The sequence below is a fragment of the Corynebacterium glaucum genome, from assembly GCF_002287505.1.
GTDB classification, from domain to species: domain Bacteria; phylum Actinomycetota; class Actinomycetes; order Mycobacteriales; family Mycobacteriaceae; genus Corynebacterium; species Corynebacterium glaucum.
Genome location: NZ_CP019688.1, coordinates 1,373,783 through 1,388,659 on the forward strand (window position 1 = coordinate 1,373,783; position 14,877 = coordinate 1,388,659).

At 65.0% G+C, this 14,877-nt stretch carries 15 protein-coding genes; 3 read left to right on the top strand and 12 right to left on the bottom strand.

What is annotated here, in order from left to right; translation table 11 throughout:
• Positions 1 to 6 precede the first annotated feature (6 nt).
• From CGLAU_RS06690 to CGLAU_RS06735, 10 genes are all read right to left on the bottom strand, one after another.
• Positions 7 to 540, bottom strand: a complete 534-nt coding sequence (locus CGLAU_RS06690; protein WP_415877116.1) for a PH domain-containing protein — start codon at positions 538 to 540, stop codon at positions 7 to 9.
• A gap of 63 nt (positions 541 to 603) precedes the next feature.
• Positions 604 to 1,089, bottom strand: a complete 486-nt coding sequence (ribH, locus tag CGLAU_RS06695; protein ID WP_095660020.1) for a 6,7-dimethyl-8-ribityllumazine synthase — start codon at positions 1,087 to 1,089, stop codon at positions 604 to 606.
• A 2-nt stretch (positions 1,090 to 1,091) separates the two neighbouring features.
• Positions 1,092 to 2,423, bottom strand: a complete 1,332-nt coding sequence (locus CGLAU_RS06700) for a bifunctional 3,4-dihydroxy-2-butanone-4-phosphate synthase/GTP cyclohydrolase II (protein WP_095660021.1) — start codon at positions 2,421 to 2,423, stop codon at positions 1,092 to 1,094.
• A gap of 11 nt (positions 2,424 to 2,434) precedes the next feature.
• Positions 2,435 to 3,067, bottom strand: coding sequence for a riboflavin synthase (locus CGLAU_RS06705; protein ID WP_095660022.1), 633 nt, complete (start codon positions 3,065 to 3,067; stop codon positions 2,435 to 2,437).
• Positions 3,048 to 4,076: a bifunctional diaminohydroxyphosphoribosylaminopyrimidine deaminase/5-amino-6-(5-phosphoribosylamino)uracil reductase RibD gene (gene ribD / locus CGLAU_RS06710; protein WP_415877117.1), complete on the bottom strand. Its 1,029-nt coding sequence runs from the start codon at positions 4,074 to 4,076 to the stop codon at positions 3,048 to 3,050. The genes CGLAU_RS06705 and ribD overlap by 20 nt, the downstream gene beginning before the upstream one ends.
• A complete protein-coding gene (rpe, locus tag CGLAU_RS06715; protein ID WP_095660023.1) occupies positions 4,073 to 4,735 on the bottom strand; it encodes a ribulose-phosphate 3-epimerase in 663 nt (220 codons plus the stop codon). Before rpe ends, ribD begins: the two co-directional genes overlap by 4 nt.
• Positions 4,732 to 6,171: an RsmB/NOP family class I SAM-dependent RNA methyltransferase gene (locus CGLAU_RS06720; RefSeq protein WP_095660024.1), complete on the bottom strand. Its 1,440-nt coding sequence runs from the start codon at positions 6,169 to 6,171 to the stop codon at positions 4,732 to 4,734. The genes rpe and CGLAU_RS06720 overlap by 4 nt, the downstream gene beginning before the upstream one ends.
• Positions 6,168 to 7,106 (bottom strand): methionyl-tRNA formyltransferase, encoded by a 939-nt coding sequence (fmt, locus tag CGLAU_RS06725; protein WP_095660025.1) that lies wholly within the window; start codon positions 7,104 to 7,106, stop codon positions 6,168 to 6,170. The genes CGLAU_RS06720 and fmt overlap by 4 nt, the downstream gene beginning before the upstream one ends.
• A gap of 15 nt (positions 7,107 to 7,121) precedes the next feature.
• The gene (def, locus tag CGLAU_RS06730; protein ID WP_095661092.1) at positions 7,122 to 7,619 is read right to left on the bottom strand and encodes a peptide deformylase; all 498 of its coding nucleotides are present in this window, start codon (positions 7,617 to 7,619) and stop codon (positions 7,122 to 7,124) included.
• A 34-nt stretch (positions 7,620 to 7,653) separates the two neighbouring features.
• On the bottom strand, positions 7,654 to 9,678 hold the full coding sequence (locus tag CGLAU_RS06735; protein WP_095660026.1) for a primosomal protein N': 2,025 nt from the start codon (positions 9,676 to 9,678) through the stop codon (positions 7,654 to 7,656).
• A gap of 166 nt (positions 9,679 to 9,844) precedes the next feature.
• Between CGLAU_RS06735 and CGLAU_RS06740 the strand changes: the two genes are divergently transcribed.
• The 3 genes from CGLAU_RS06740 (at position 9,845) to CGLAU_RS06750 (ending at position 12,190) form a co-directional block, all read left to right on the top strand.
• On the top strand, positions 9,845 to 10,699 hold the full coding sequence (locus CGLAU_RS06740) for a polysaccharide deacetylase family protein (protein WP_095660027.1): 855 nt from the start codon (positions 9,845 to 9,847) through the stop codon (positions 10,697 to 10,699).
• Positions 10,700 to 10,877: 178 nt separating this feature from the next.
• A complete protein-coding gene (locus CGLAU_RS06745) occupies positions 10,878 to 11,255 on the top strand; it encodes a hypothetical protein (protein WP_095660028.1) in 378 nt (125 codons plus the stop codon).
• Between the two features lie 5 nt (positions 11,256 to 11,260).
• Entirely contained in the window at positions 11,261 to 12,190 is a 930-nt protein-coding gene (locus tag CGLAU_RS06750; RefSeq protein WP_095660029.1) for a hypothetical protein, read from the top strand.
• 12 nt (positions 12,191 to 12,202) lie between these two features.
• Here the strand turns inward: CGLAU_RS06750 and metK are convergent, their stop codons facing one another.
• Together metK and coaBC are read right to left on the bottom strand one after the other, a co-directional pair.
• The gene (gene metK / locus CGLAU_RS06755) at positions 12,203 to 13,441 is read right to left on the bottom strand and encodes a methionine adenosyltransferase (protein WP_095660030.1); all 1,239 of its coding nucleotides are present in this window, start codon (positions 13,439 to 13,441) and stop codon (positions 12,203 to 12,205) included.
• 94 nt (positions 13,442 to 13,535) lie between these two features.
• A complete protein-coding gene (gene coaBC / locus CGLAU_RS06760) occupies positions 13,536 to 14,804 on the bottom strand; it encodes a bifunctional phosphopantothenoylcysteine decarboxylase/phosphopantothenate--cysteine ligase CoaBC (RefSeq protein ID WP_198305091.1) in 1,269 nt (422 codons plus the stop codon).
• Positions 14,805 to 14,877 lie beyond the last annotated feature (73 nt).

The window sequence follows — 14,877 nt, forward strand, 5'->3', positions numbered from 1 at the left end:
GGCCTCCTAATCTTCCGGCATGTATTGCGCTTCAAGCACACGGAACTTATCGACGGCCTGGAGTGCGCGTTCCTTATCCCCAATGTGAATCGCCCACAGCGGCACATACTCGAAATCGGGGAGCTCGAGGCGAGCCATCCGGGAGCCCTGCGGGAAATTGAGTCCGTAGATGACTGCCCACGGGTAAAAGCGGGTGCCGATGATGTTGGTCACCTGCACGCCGTCTTCGTTCGCGCGCACACGCGGCCGGCTCAGTGCGATCCAGGACAGCACCGAGATGATCAATCCGATGCCGATGAAGGCGAACTTGTCGATGCCTGTAATCGCTACGCCAGTGAACTCGACGTCAACCACCGCGGCCATGAAGAAGTGCACCGCCATGACGACAAGGATCCATACCACCGCCACGCGCCGCAGGTACACTGAGCGCACTTCGAACTCCCACGGCTTTGTCGTGGTCGCGGCGTGGGGGTCGGTGGCGGTGAGGTACGCAAGCTCGCTGTCGCTCAACCTGGGTTGGGATTTCTCGTGGTCGCTCACTGCGCTCAAAATACTCCGCTCAGAAGACTCCGGTCGAATGCATGATCAATCTTTTGATTGAGTCTAACCCTTGACCCGCAAGGATTGGACTTTGCGCAGCTCAACAGCGGTGCTGAGTGCGGCGCGCAGGGCGTCAGCGCCTTTGTCCTCGACTGCCCCCTCACCGCCGGCACGCTCACGCGCTTGGGCATCATTGTCGACGGTCAGCACTCCATTGCCCACTGGAGTTTCCTCATCGAGTGCGATGCGAGTCAGCCCTTGGGTGACGGAATCGCAAACATAGTCAAAGTGGGCAGTTTGGCCGCGAATCACGCACCCTAGTGCCACCACTGCGTCGTACCGCCTGGCGCACGCCTGCACCACAACCGGGAGCTCCAATGCGCCGTCCACCCGATAGGTATCAGCTTTGACTCCCAATTCGCGCGCCGTTGCCAATGCCCGTTCCAAGAGGTCGTCGACAATTGCCTGGTTCCAACGCGCGGCCACCACGGCAACTGTGAGTCCCTCTGCGCGCAGCTGCTGATGTTGCGGCAACCCTTTCGCAACCATGTCTATCTGCCCCCTTCGGCGTTCGCATTCGGCCCTCTTGTTCGGCCGTCCGATTCGGATGTGTCATATTCCGGATGAGCCGCCAGCCAGGTCCCGATCGCGGTGAGGTCGTGACCGAGACGGTCACGCTTCGTGCGCAGGTAGTCAATGTTGTCATGCGAAGGGGCTATTTCAATCCTGGTGCGCCCCAGCACTTTAGGACCAAAGCCACTCAGCGCTTCCACCTTTTCCGGGTTATTCGACAAGGCGGTGAATGCACTCACGCCGAGATCCGCAAGGATCTGACCCGCGACAGAGTACTCACGAGCGTCGATAGGTAATCCCTGCTCCAAATTCGCGTCGACAGTATCCATCCCCTCGTCCTGGAGCCGGTACGCCGCAAGCTTTGCGACGAGTCCGATACCGCGCCCTTCGTGCCCCCGCACGTACACCACTACCCCGCGCCCAGCTTCTTGCACCCGCCGCATTGATTCGTGCAGCTGGGGGCCGCAATCGCAACGGCGCGAAGCGAACACGTCGCCGGTGAGGCATTCCGAGTGCACCCGCACGAGCACGCCTTCGCCGCCGGTGACGTCCCCGGCGACGAGCGCGATGTGCTCTGAGCCGTCGATCTCATTGTGATACCCGTATGCAGTGAACTCGCCGAATTCCGTTGGCAGGCGCGTCTGGGTCTCGCGGTGCACAAAACGCTGTTCACGCCGCACGTGCGCGATGAGTTGCTCAATGGAGATCAACTTGAGGTGATGAGTATCGGCAAACCGGCGCAGCTCGTCGAAGCGGGCCATCTCGCTCGGATCGTCTTCCGAGACAATCTCGCAGAGCACCCCAGCGGGTCGCAGACCCGCCAACCGCGCGAGGTCAACCGCTGCTTCTGTGTGCCCGTCGCGGGCCAGCACGCCGCCGCGACGCGCGCGCAGCGGCACCACGTGGCCAGGCCGGGTGAAATCCCCCGGTTGCGCAGCTGCGCTGGCAAGCCGAGTGATGGTTTCGGCGCGCGATCGAGCCGAGATCCCGGTGGTGCCGGTAGCTGCATCAACGGTCACGGCGTAGGCGGTGCCGCGCGCATCCTCGTTGTGCGCCACCATTGGGGGTAGGCCGAGCCTTGTCGCGTCCGCGTCCTCCAGCGACACGCAGATGAAGCCGGAGGTGTGGCGCACCATGAACGCCACCAGCTCCGGGGTGGCCAGCTCGGCTGCGAAGATAAGGTCCCCTTCGTTCTCACGGTCTTCGCTGTCCACCACCACTACCGCCTCTCCGCGGGCGATTGCCGCAATGGCGTCCTCCACCGAGTCCAAGCTGGCAGCGTGATCGCGCGAGTCTGAGGGGGTATTCATGTGGGCTTACTCTAGCCCTGCACCATTTTCTCCACGTACTTGGCCACAATGTCCACTTCAAGGTTCACTGGTTGGCCCACCAAGAGGTCCCCGGCCGTGGTGTCTCGCAACGTGGTGGGAATCAAGGACACCTCGAACCACGGTTGGGTTTGGTCGGTCGCACCAGAGTCGTTGGACGCAACAGTCGCACTGGAAACTGCCGACACTGTCAACGAGGTGCCGTTGACGGCGATCGACCCCTTTTCCACGACGTATCGCGACAGCTCTGAAGGCACGCTGAAGCGAAACACCTCCCAGTGCTGCGACGGCTCGCGCGCGAGCAACGTGCCGACACCGTCGACATGGCCTTGGACGATGTGGCCGCCAAAGCGCGCGCTGGCCGCCAGCGCCCGTTCAAGGTTGACTTTGGACCCGGGCTCATAGGTTGCTAACCGGGAACGGATCAGCGTTTCGCGCATCACATCGGCGGTGAAAACGCCAGCGTTGACGTCGATCACCGTGAGACAGACGCCGTCGACTGCGATCGAGTCACCCGGTGTCGCGTCCGAGGTTGCTTTGGGCGCCCGCACCGCGATGCGCACTGCGTCGTCAAGCTTGCGAAGCTCCTCAACCGTGCCGATTTCTTCAACGAGTCCGGTGAACATCTCTCTCCATTTCAATGAGCACATCTTCGCCCACGCCGCGAACGTCGGTAATGCGGAAACGATGAGCTTCGGTGATGGTGTCTGCAATTGCGCGATCCACTACCCCGCGGCCAGCACCGAGAAGCGCCGGGGCAATATACGCCTGCACCGCATCGACGAGGTCGAGCTCGAGGAAACTGGCATTAAGCTTCGCTCCGCCCTCGACAAGTGCGTCGCGTGCCCCGGCTTCCCAGAGCGCATTCAGGGCCTCCTGGGGCGTGGGGTACTGCTCAAACCCAAGCCTTGTCAGGTTGCCCTCGGGCACACATCGCTTGCCGACGACCACGCGACGCGGCTGATGCTCACGCAACGAGCCGTCCGGGTAGCGCCCACTCAGCGATGGGTTATCCGCGATTACAGTGCCGGTACCAACGATAATGGCGTCGCGTTTCGTGCGATCTTGGTGCACATGCTCACGCGCCTCGCTGCCGGTGATCCATTTGCTCGTTCCATCCGCTGCCGCAGTGAACCCATCGAGTGTGGAGGCGAATTTAAGCGTCACGCTGGGCCGGCCGAGGCGCACTGATCGCAACCACGGCTGGAGCGCCGCGACCCGCATAGGCTGAAACACCACTTCAATGCCGTTGGCGCGCAGGTGCTCCGCCCCACCCGCGGCCGGCGCGAACGGGTCCGCGGTAAGGTAGACCACCCGCGCGATGCCTGCTTCGACCAGTGCACGCGAGCACGGGCCGGTGCGGCCAGTGTGGTTGCACGGCTCCAGGGTAACCACGGCCGTCGCACCGTGGGCGCGTGCTCCTGCTGAGGTTAAGGCGTTGATCTCTGCGTGCGGGCCGCCGGCAGGCGCTGTGGAGCCGGTGGCGATGAGCTCGCCGGTGGCACCGACGATTGCGCACCCCACTGGCGGATTCGGCGATGTTGTGCCGCGCACGACCTCACCTACACGGATCGCTGCTGAAATGGCAGCAGTAAGGCCTGTGAGGTCAGTGAGGTCGGTGAGGTCTTGGTTCACGCTTGCCGCGCTTCGCCTGCCAGCGCCCGCAAGCGATCCACCGCTTCCGCCGGGTTTTCGGCGCCGAACACGGCGCTACCTGCTACAAACGCATCCACACCAGCCTCGGCAGCCTGCGCAATGGTCTCCACGCCGATGCCGCCATCGATGCCAATGAGAGTGTCCAGTCCCTGCGCGGAGATCGCATCGCGCAGCGTCATCACCTTGCCCAGCACCTCCGGCATGAACTTCTGCCCGCCGAAACCGGGTTCAACGCTCATCACCATCACCTGGTCGAAGTGCTCTAAAGAGTCCAGGTAAGGCTCGATAGGAGTGCCAGGTTTGATCGCAAACCCGGATTGCACACCCAGCTCGCGGCACTGCTTTGCGGCCGCCACGTGATCATCCACCGCCTCTACGTGGAACACCAGCCGGTCGCCGCCGGCGTTGACGTAGGTCTCGAACCACCGCTGCGGCTCCTCAATCATCAGGTGCATGTCGAGGAACTGGTCAGTCACCCCGTCCACAGCCTTAGTCACGTCGGGGCCGAAGGACAGATTAGGCACGAAGTGGCCGTCCATGATGTCGACGTGGATGAGGTCGGCGTTTGCGACCTTGCGCACGTCGTCGCCAAGCGCGGCGTAGTCAGCGGCCAAGATCGAAGGCGCAATGTAAATCATGCGTCCAAGGGTAGCTTTCGCAGCACAGCCAAGAACATCGCGTCGGTGCCATGCCGGTGCGGCCACATCTGCGCACTCGGATGCTCGCCCACATCGTCCATCCCATTCAAAAACTCGCGCGCGTCAAGTTCCTCAATGCCCCCAAGAGCTTTTTGCTTATCGACGACTCCCCTGGTCTCCCTCATATCAGGAGAACACGTCGAATACACGACCACACCGCCGGGTTTCACGAGGTTGACCGCAGAAGCCAACAGCTCGGATTGGAGCGTATTCAGCTCGGCGATGTCTTCCTCGGTCTTCGTCCAGCGCGCCTCTGGGCGGCGGCGCAGGGCGCCGAGACCGGAGCACGGGGCGTCGACAAGCACTCGATCGAAACTGCCTGCCTCGAGACCTGGATCCCGACCGTCGGCGACTTTGACTGTCACCGGCAGCTCGCCGACTGCCTTGCGGATCAGCTCGGCGCGGTGCGGGGCGATTTCGATGGCGGTGACGTCGGCGGCATCGATGGCTGCCAGGGAGCCGACGAGTGCGGCCTTTCCGCCGGGGCCCGCGCAGAGATCGAGCCAGCGCCCCTGATCGTCGTCGACCGGTACCTCCGTGAGAGCGCGGGCAATGAGCTGCGAGCCCTCGTCCTGCACCCCGGCTAGTCCGTCGCGGACTTCTTGGAGCTGGCCCGGGTCGCCTTCTGGCAGGTAGACGGCGTAAGGCGAGTACTTGCCCTCTTCCCCGCCGGTGGTCAGCGCGAGTTCCTCGGCGCTGATCTCGCCAGGGCGGGCCACAAGATGCACGATGGGGCGCTCCGAGTCGGCGGCCAGTGCGGCGTCGAGTTCGGCCTCGGCGCGGTCACCGAGGGCCGTCGCAAAGCTGCGGGAGATCCACTCGGGGTGCGCATGGTGGGTGTCGTGCTGGGCCAGCCACTTCTCCGCCGGGGTGCGCGAGATCGAGCGGAGCACGCCGTTGGCGAAGCCCTTGGCCTTCTCCTGGTTCGCGGCCTCGACGAGACGCACCGAGGTGTCCACCGCCGCGTGATCCTCGACGCGGGTGTAGAGGAGCTGGTACGCGCCGAGTCGCACGGCTGCGAGCACCTCCGGCGCGATCTGCTCTAGCGGGCGCGAGGCGTTTTCGGCGATGACGGCGTCGAGCACGCCCATGGTGCGCAGCGTGCCGTACGTCAGCTCGGTGGCGAACGCCGCGTCACGGCCCTTGATCTTGCGCTCCTTGAGCAGGCCGGGCAGCGTGAGGTTGGCGAATGCCCCGTCGCGGGTGACGCGCAGGATGACCTCGAAAGCTGCCTCGCGGGGAGCGTCGCCGATTGAGGCAGGACGCGACTTCACGCTGTAGCGCTGCTTCCCTTGCTCTTGCTTCGCCTGCCGCTGCGTTTGCTGCTTCGGCTGCTCGCGCCGGCCCGCAGCACGGGAACGGAATCCGCCACTCATTCGAACACCACCTTGTTCTCTGCGTTCCCTGGGTTTGCGAAGTATCCACGCGCCCAGTCGGCTGCATTCATCATCTTCTTGCCGGGCGGCTGAATGCGGCTCAGAACCACATCGCTTGTACCAGTGCCGACGCGCACCTCCTTCTTGGTAGCTACGACCTCACCCGGGGCCAAGTCGGCCGTGTCCGTAGGCCGCACGGGCTCCACCTTGACGCGCTCCCCACCCAGCGTGGTCCATGCACCCGGCGCCGCGGTGTAGGCGCGGATCGCGCGGTCGACGACCTCCACCGGCTGCGTCCAATCGATCCGGGCGTCCTCGACGGCGATCTTCGGTGCGTAGGTGCCGTCCTCCGGTTGGGGCTTGGGCACGATGGCGCCATCTTCGAGCCCGTCCATGGTCTCCACGAGGGTCGCCGCACCTTGAGACGCAAGGCGCGCGAGCAATGCATCAGCAGTGTCGTCGGAGCCGATTGGCTCGGGCATGACGTTGAGCACGTCACCGGTGTCCAGGCCTTCGTCGATGCGGAACACGGTGGCCGCGGTCTCGGTGTCTCCGTTGAGGATCGCGTGCTGCACCGGCGCCGCCCCGCGCCATTGCGGAAGCAACGAGAAGTGGAGGTTCACCCAGCCGTGGGTCGGGATGTCGAGCATGTCGGCCGGGATCAGGTTGCCGTAGGCCACCACCGGGATGCAGTCCGGAGCCAGCTCGCGCAGCCGGGCGCGGATCTCCTCGTTGTTTTTCAGCGTTTCCGGCGTGAGCACCTCAATGCCGTGCTCGAGCGCGAGCTCCTTGACCGGCGAGGGGTGCAGCGTGCGGCCACGACCCTTGCGGGCGTCTGGGCGGCTGAGCACGCCAACGACCTCGTGGCGCGATGCGATGAGCTGCCGCAGCGGCTCGACGGCCGGCTCGGGGGTGCCTGCGAACACTAGGCGCATGAAGGTGTGTCCTCCTTAGTTGTTGAACCAGTCAGCTGCGCGAATCTCCGCCATCGCGGCCTTGCGGTCAGCTGGTTCCATCCGTGACAGGAACAGTACCCCGTCCAGGTGGTCGGTTTCGTGCTGGATGCAGCGCGCCAGCAACCCGTTCGCCCGCAGCGTCACCGGCCTGCCATACATGTCGTACCCTGTCGCCACCACCGCCGCGTGTCGGGTGACTTCCGCGCGAATGCCGGGGATGGACAAGCACCCTTCCCCTCCGGTCTGCATCGCATCTCCCAGCGGGTGCCAGACAGGGTTGATCAGGTGGCCGCGCATGCCCAGGCAGGCATACACGAACACCCGCTGGGTCACTCCGATTTGGTTGGCAGCGAGCCCCACGCCCCCGGCGGCGTCCATGGTGGCCTCCATGTCCCGCACCAGCACCCTCAGCCCGTCGTCGAACCGTTCGACAGGTGAGGCTGCGGTGGTAAGCACTGGGTCGCCGAAGTAGCGGAGGGGTCGTTGGGCCATGCCGGACAAGTCTAGTGACCCGCAGTCGATCAACTCACCCGATGTCGATCGGGTTGACCTGGATGCGCAGTGGCAGCTCCTGTTTGCGCGCCCCGCGGTTCACCGCACCCGCGCGCAGCGCTTTGCCCAGCGCCGTGCGGCTCGCCAATGGCACCCGCACCAGCATGCGTTGCGCCGGCCCATGCTCCCTCGTGTCCCACTCCCCCGGCAGGTGCGTGCCCCCCGGCAGATCGACCGGGCCGAGCAGTTCGGCGTGCTCGGGCAGATCGACGTGCGCAAAGAAGTCGGTAAGCGCGTCGGACGGGGCGTCGATAAGCGCAATGTGCACCGCTGGAGGGAAGCGAGCGTCGCGACGCTGCGCAAGCTCAAGCTCGGCAAACCCCGGCATGTCCCAGCGGATCAGGTGCTGCACGGCCGGGGCCGCAGGGTCGGCGACTATCACCACCTCCCCGCCCGCAGCATGGGGCTCGACCAGGGTCGCGGCGGCAGCCCATTTCGCAAACGCATCCTCTACCGCGCGCAGGTCCGGCCGCCCCACAAGCGCCCAGGTATCCAGCAGTATCGCCGCGCCGTAGCTTTGCTTATCGACGCCCCCTTCTACCCGCGGTTCCGCTCCCGGAGTCGCCACCACGATGGCGGGCGCAGCCGGAACGGTGTCGCGGACCTTTTCACCCCAGGACGTGATCACGCGGTGTTTCGGGAACGCGCGGCCGAGTTCCTCCGCGGTGCGCTCGGTACCCAGCACCACGGCGCGGACTTTGCGGGAGCCGCAGACCGGGCACACGTGCTGCGCGTCCATGCGGCCACACCAGCGGCAGGTTGGCGCGGCGGCCTCGCCGCCCTCCGGGAGGCCGAGCGGGCCATTGCACCAGCGGCACCGCGACGGGGCACGGCAGTTCCCGCAGGCCAGCGTTTGGATGTAGCCGGTGCGCGGCACATGGAAGAGCACGGGCTTGCCGCGCTCGAGCGCCTTTGTCGCCGCCTGGAACGCCACCGACGGCAGGCGAGCCTGGCGGGCGCGGGGGTCGCGCTCCAGCTCGAAGTCGGAGTCGCCCGCGGCGTGGATGTGGGGCGCGCGGGTACGCAGCGTCTCGCGAGGGGCGGTCAGGCTGTGCATCCACCCCGATTCGACGAGCAGCTGCGCCTCGGCGGTGCGGGTGTGGCCGCCAATGATCAGCGAAGTCTGCTCGAGCGCGGCGCGGGTAGTAGCCACCTCGCGGGCGTGGAAATAGGGCTCGCGCGGGTCGACGAGGTTGTCGTCGCCGTCGAACATCACCGCAATGAGGCGGAGATCGACGAGCGGTGCAAATGCGGCCGAGCGGGTGCCGACCACGATGCGCGCTTGGCCGTGCAGCACGGACAGGTAGCGCGAGTAGCGCGCTTGGGGGCCTTGGGAGGCGGTGAGCGTGGTTATCTGTTTCGCGCCGACACTGTCTCGCAGTGCTGCTGCAACGCGATCCACGTCGCGTTGGTCTGGCACAACGATCAGGGCGCTTCCGCCCTCGATGGCTACCTTCGCGGCCAGCGCCGATAGCGCCGCCGCCCAGTCGTCGCCAGGCGCGACCTGCCAGGCGGCGCGGGCGACCTTGCCGGCGAGCACCGCGTCCACGAAGGACTCCCCATAGGAGTACGCACTCCACGCGGAGAGATCAGGCTCTTGGGTTTCGCTAAGGTCGCTCCACGGCGTGTTGGTGTCGGTTTCCTCTGCCTTGGCGTGGCGCGCGGGAATCGCTGCCCGGTAGAGGTCGGATCGGGTGCCGGCGTAGCGGTTGGCCAGGTCGTCGATAAGCATGCGGAGCTGCTCCGGCGCGACGACTTCCGGGGAGATGACTCTCTCGATGAACCTGAGCTTGCCCTGGTGGGCGGTGGCTGAGGCGCGTTCGAGCACGAGCGCGTCGACGAGGCGACCGGCAAAGCGGATGCGAACCTTCACCCCGGGCTGAGCCGCGCTGGAGTCGGCTTCGGTGACGAGGTAGTCGAAGGGGCGGTCGAGGTGTGCGAGCCCAAGCAGCGGCAGTACCCGCACCACGGGTAACGAAGCAGCCTGAGCATTGGACATGGAGGTTGATCCTAGTGCAGCGGCGACACTGGGCCTGTGCCGTATTGAGTACTCTAGTTAATGCTGGGTTGAGTGCAGGAATAACTAGACCTTAAGATAAGCTGCCTATGCACTGTATGTTGGCCGTCACGCGCGGCGACTAGTTTCTACATTTATAAGGACAACTATGAATTTCTTGCAGCCGGTGTTTGCCACTCTGGCAGCCCTTGCCCTATTGCTGGGCATTCCAGGCCAAAGCTCGTCGTCTTCGTCGTCTCGACCGGCTCCGGCGCCTACGACCACTGCTACCTCGGCGCCATCTACGGAGCCGTCCTCGGCACCATCTACGGAGCCGTCTTCAGAGCCATCTTCGGAGCCGTCGACCGAGCCCGCAGCTCCAGCACCCACCCCGGCCGCCGACTGCAGCAACTGCGTCGCCCTGACCTACGACGACGGCCCGATGCCCGGCACCACCGATGCAATCCTGGACATCTACGCCAGCCGCGGTGTCAAGGCAAGCTTCTTCATGATTGGCCAGAACGTGGCTGAGCACCCGGAGCTGGCTCGCCGAGTGAAGGACGAAGGCCACACCGTGGGCAACCACAGCTACAACCACCTGCGCCTTCCGGAGCACCCGGACAAGAAGATCTGGAACGAGCTCTTCGCCACCAACTGGGAGATCCAGGAGCAGACCGGCGTTGAAGCGAAGTGGATGCGCCCGCCGTACACCGACTACGACGGCCGCGTCACCGAGGCGTCTCGCGACGCAGGCCTGTCCGTGACCGCATGGGATGTGGACACCGCCGACTGGGAGCACAAGAACCCGGAGCGCACCTGCAAGACCGTGCTCGACCAGGCCAAGGGCGGCTCCATCGTGGTCATGCACGACGTTCACAAGGAAACCGTAGCGTCGACCGAGTGCATCATTGACGGCCTCCTTGCGAAGGGCCTCGTTCCAGTCACCCTGGACCAGCTCGTGCCGAACCCGACCCCGGGCACCGTCTACCGCACCCGCACCGACTTCGACGCCTTCAGCAACTAGATTTCACTAGAAGCCGAGCCGAGTTCACCGCTCAGCCGCCGTGGCGCTTTCCGTCGCGGCGGCTTTCGCCTTCGCTGTTCCCGGTCGCTTTCTCTCCAGCCACCGCCCAACCGGCAGACCTACTGCCGAATCTCACCACGGGCCGCGCGTATGCGCAACGTCCGTAAACTCTCAAGGCATGAGCGAGAATTCGACATTTGACATCGACAAGCCGTCTGAACGCCGCGGCTGGCAGCATGCCACGCCATACCTCATGTTCGCGGCGTACGTGCTCGGCCCTCTCATCCTCATCCCCACATTCGGCGGGCAGCGGGCCGTCGTCCCAGTGCTCATCCTCATCTTCGCAACCGCGGCGATCGCCGGGTTCGTCGACGGCTTGACGTACCGCTTCACCTGGTCGCTGCCCATTCTCACGGGCTTCGGGTTCGGCGTCGCCAGGTGGCTGTACTTCAACGACGAGACCTTCATCTACGCCCTGGGGTGCACGGTGGTTGCGGCCGCCGCGGCAGCCGTAGGCCAGCAGGTAGCAGCACACCGCTTGTCGACGAAAGGCTGACCGACGTGGAAACCTGGAATCTTCAACACCCAGAGCACGGGCGCATCGAAATCCGCACCGGCTTCGACAACGAGTTCCTCGCCGAGGACCCTTCGTGGCCGGAGCAGCTGCCTGAGCGCTTTGCCAAGGATCCCGATGCGATCACGCCGGTGCCAGCCTACGGCTCGCCGTGGCAGCGTGTGCGGGCGCTAAAGAATAAGCCCCCGACGCGCGTCGAGGTGCGCGTCGACGACAAGGTGCAAAACCAATACGCAGACCTCGACTCCGGGCGCGTCCCGCTGTTCGGCACGGGACCGGGTGAGACCCTCCCGCCGATGATGCACATTGGCATCGACCGCGCTAAGCCGCACCTGAAACTGGTGGTAAGCCCATTCAAGGAGCTGCTGCAGGTGGAGTTCCGCGAAGGCGACCGAGTTGTCGAGTTTGACCCGCCGGAGGGTACCCGCGGCGAGAAGCGGCGCGACGCGATGCAGTCGAGCTCGTTCAAGCGCACCGTCATCCCGATGCTAGAGGGGTTGGGTAAGGGTGCGTGGGCGGTCATCGTGCTGCTGCTCGCACCTGTGATCTCCCGCTTCTTCGACTGGCTAGGCCAATACCTCCCCGACTGGCAGATGCCAGACATCACGCTGCCTCACCTCGACCTGCCGATACCGAACTTGCCGCAGCTTGACCTGCCTAGCCCGAACTGGCCCGGTCTCAACCTCCCGGATCGTCCCGAGATGCCCATGTGGATCGAGTGGCTGGTCGAGTATTCGGGCATCTGGGGGCCGGTGGCGTTGGGCATCGTGGTCGGCATCCTGGCACTTCGCAATCACCGCAAGTCGGAGGCCGAAAAGGCGCGGTGGGACCAAGCACGCGCAGAGGCCACGCGCAATGAAGCAGCCGCTGCCGATGCGGCGCCGGAGGAGGAAACGACGTCGCACGGGCCGTCGTAAAGCGAACTGCTTTTAGGCCCCGGCTGCTGCCTTGAGATCCTCGACCTTGTTGAGCTGCTCCCAAGGCAGGTCTAGATCGGTGCGGCCGAAATGGCCGTAGGTCGCGGTCTGGGCGTAGATGGGGCGCAGCAGGTCGAGCTCGCGGATGATCGCGTCGGGGCGCAGGTCGAAGACCTTGTCCACGGCCTGCTGGATGGACTCGTTGGTCTGGCCCTCGGCGGCGGTGCCGAAGGACTCAACGTAGAGCCCGACCGGGTTCGCGCGGCCGATGGCGTAGGCGACCTGCACCTCGACGCGGTCTGCAAGACCCGCTGCGACAATGTTCTTGGCCACCCAACGCATGGCGTACGCGGCGGAGCGGTCCACCTTTGATGGGTCCTTGCCGGAGAACGCGCCGCCGCCGTGGCGGGCCATGCCGCCGTAGGTGTCCACGATGATCTTGCGGCCGGTGAGTCCTGCATCGCCCATCGGGCCGCCGAGCACGAACGAACCGGACGGATTGACCAGCAGCTTCGTCTCTTCCGAGTAGAACTGCTCCAAGCCCGCGTCCTTGATCACCCACTCGAGGACGTGGGTGCGCATTGCATCGGCGAGTGCCGTACCGGTGAAGTCTGGGTCGTGCTGCGTAGAGATGACCACGGTGTCCAAGTAAACGGGGCGCTCGCCGTCGTAGGCGAAGGTGACCTGGGTCTTGCCGTCCGGGCGCAGACCGCTGACGATGCCCTCATGGCGCACCTGGCTCAGGCGGCGCGACAGGCGGTGCGCCGTGGCGATCGGCAGCGGCATGTACTCCGGGGTCTCGTTCGTGGCGTAGCCGAACATGAGACCCTGGTCGCCGGCGCCGGACTGGGCGAGCTCTTCAGCGTCACCGAACTCGCGCACCTCCTGCGAGGTGGTCACGCCTGCGGCGATCTCCTCGGACTGGTCGCCGATGGCCACGTTCACGCCGCAGGTGTGGCCGTCGAAACCCACCTCGGAAGAGGTGAACCCGATCTCTACGAGCCGCTCGCGCACAATGCGGGCGATGTTGGAGTACGCGGAAGTGCGCACCTCCCCCACCACGTGCACCTGACCGGTGGTCACCAGCGTCTCCACCGCGACGCGCGAGCTCGGGTCCTGCGAGAGCATGTCGTCGAGGATGGCATCCGAGATCGAGTCGCAGATCTTGTCCGGGTGGCCCTCGGTCACGGACTCGGAGGTGAACAGGCGGTAGAACTCGCCTGTGGTGCTTGCGGCGCTAGTTGCAGACAAAGCAGTCTCACACTTTCAAAACGATGGGGTCTACGAAGAGATTTCGTTGCCGGCCTCGAAGCGGGCCGAATGCAATCACGATAGACCAAGCTGTCTAACTCTGCAAAGTAGAGTCCCAGTAGCGCTCCACCGCGTCTAAGATCTGCACGGCGACGACTTGCTTCGACCCATCCTGCACCGGGGTCTCCGACCCGTCCGCCCCAAGGATCCAACCACTATTGCGCTCCTCCCCGAACACCTTCCCGCCGGCGACCGAGTTCACCATCAACAGGTCCGCACCCTTGCGCTCCAGCTTCGCGCGGCCGTACTCCAGCGGGTTGTCCGTCTCCGCAGCAAAGCCCACAATCACGGTGTCAGCGCCAGAAGCATTTCGCTTATCGACGAGTCCTTTGAGAATGTCAGGGTTTTCCACCAAACGAATCGTCGAGAGCGCATCATCAGCGCTCCCCTTCTTCAGCTTCGAATCCGCCTCGTGCTCTGGGCGATAGTCCGCGACGGCTGCGGTCATGATGATCAGGTCCGCATCGTCCGCGCGTTCTTGCATCGCTGCCTCCATCTCGCGGGTGGAGCGCACGCGCACGATCTCGGCTCCCGCCGGGGTGTTTAGCTCGGCGGTGTTGCCAGCGACGATCGTGACTTCGGCGCCGCGCTGCGCGGCCACTTCTGCAAGCGCGAACCCCTGCTTGCCCGACGAGCGATTGCCGATGTAGCGCACCGGGTCGATGTTCTCCTGCGTGCCACCGGCGCTGATGAGAACGCGCTTCCCTGCCAGGCTGCGCGTAATCCTTCCGGTGGCTGCCACGGTGCGCGCGAGCTCCGCGATCTGGGCTGGTTCGAGCATGCGTCCCGGGCCGGTGTCTTTTCCGGTGAGCCGGCCATGGGCCGGGTCGAGCACCGTGTAGCCGAACGTGCGGAGAGTATCCACGTTCATTTGAGTCGCGGGCTTGAGCCACATCTCCGTATGCATTGCCGGGGCGATGACCACGGGGCACATTGCCACCAGAATCGTCGAGGTGAGCAGATCGTCAGCACGTCCGGCCGCGATGCGCGCCATCAAGTCCGCGGTCGCGGGAGCAACGACGATCAGATCCGCCTCTTGCCCCACGCGCACATGCTGCACCTCGTCAACTCGGGTGAATACACCGGTATCGACCGGGTTGCCGGATAACGCCTCGAATGTGGCCGCACCGACGAATTCCAATGCGTTCTCGGTCGGCACCAACCGCACATTCGCGCCCGATTCGGTGAACTCGCGGACGAGGTGGCACGCCTTGTAGGCGGCAATACCGCCTGCAACGCCGATCACCACGTTCATGGGTCGCTGGGCAGCCACGCCATCTCCAACCTCGTTAGTCTGGCTCATCTCACTCATGCTGGCTAAGTCTACGCAGCAGCGCACCGGCAGCCCGTTTGAAACGCACTCGCCATATTTCGGG

Excerpts from the sequence above, each read along its gene's own strand:
- ribH (WP_095660020.1), bottom strand. The coding sequence starts at position 1,089 with ATGGTTGCGAAAGGGTTGCCGCAACATCAGCAGCTGCGCGCAGAGGGA.
- CGLAU_RS06700 (WP_095660021.1), bottom strand. The coding sequence starts at position 2,423 with ATGAATACCCCCTCAGACTCGCGCGATCACGCTGCCAGCTTGGACTCG.
- CGLAU_RS06705 (WP_095660022.1), bottom strand. The coding sequence starts at position 3,067 with ATGTTCACCGGACTCGTTGAAGAAATCGGCACGGTTGAGGAGCTTCGC.
- rpe (WP_095660023.1), bottom strand. The coding sequence starts at position 4,735 with ATGATTTACATTGCGCCTTCGATCTTGGCCGCTGACTACGCCGCGCTT.
- CGLAU_RS06720 (WP_095660024.1), bottom strand. The coding sequence starts at position 6,171 with ATGAGTGGCGGATTCCGTTCCCGTGCTGCGGGCCGGCGCGAGCAGCCG.
- fmt (WP_095660025.1), bottom strand. The coding sequence starts at position 7,106 with ATGCGCCTAGTGTTCGCAGGCACCCCCGAGCCGGCCGTCGAGCCGCTG.
- def (WP_095661092.1), bottom strand. The coding sequence starts at position 7,619 with ATGGCCCAACGACCCCTCCGCTACTTCGGCGACCCAGTGCTTACCACC.
- CGLAU_RS06735 (WP_095660026.1), bottom strand. The coding sequence starts at position 9,678 with ATGTCCAATGCTCAGGCTGCTTCGTTACCCGTGGTGCGGGTACTGCCG.
- CGLAU_RS06740 (WP_095660027.1), top strand. The coding sequence starts at position 9,845 with ATGAATTTCTTGCAGCCGGTGTTTGCCACTCTGGCAGCCCTTGCCCTA.
- CGLAU_RS06745 (WP_095660028.1), top strand. The coding sequence starts at position 10,878 with ATGAGCGAGAATTCGACATTTGACATCGACAAGCCGTCTGAACGCCGC.
- coaBC (WP_198305091.1), bottom strand. The coding sequence starts at position 14,804 with ATGAGCCAGACTAACGAGGTTGGAGATGGCGTGGCTGCCCAGCGACCC.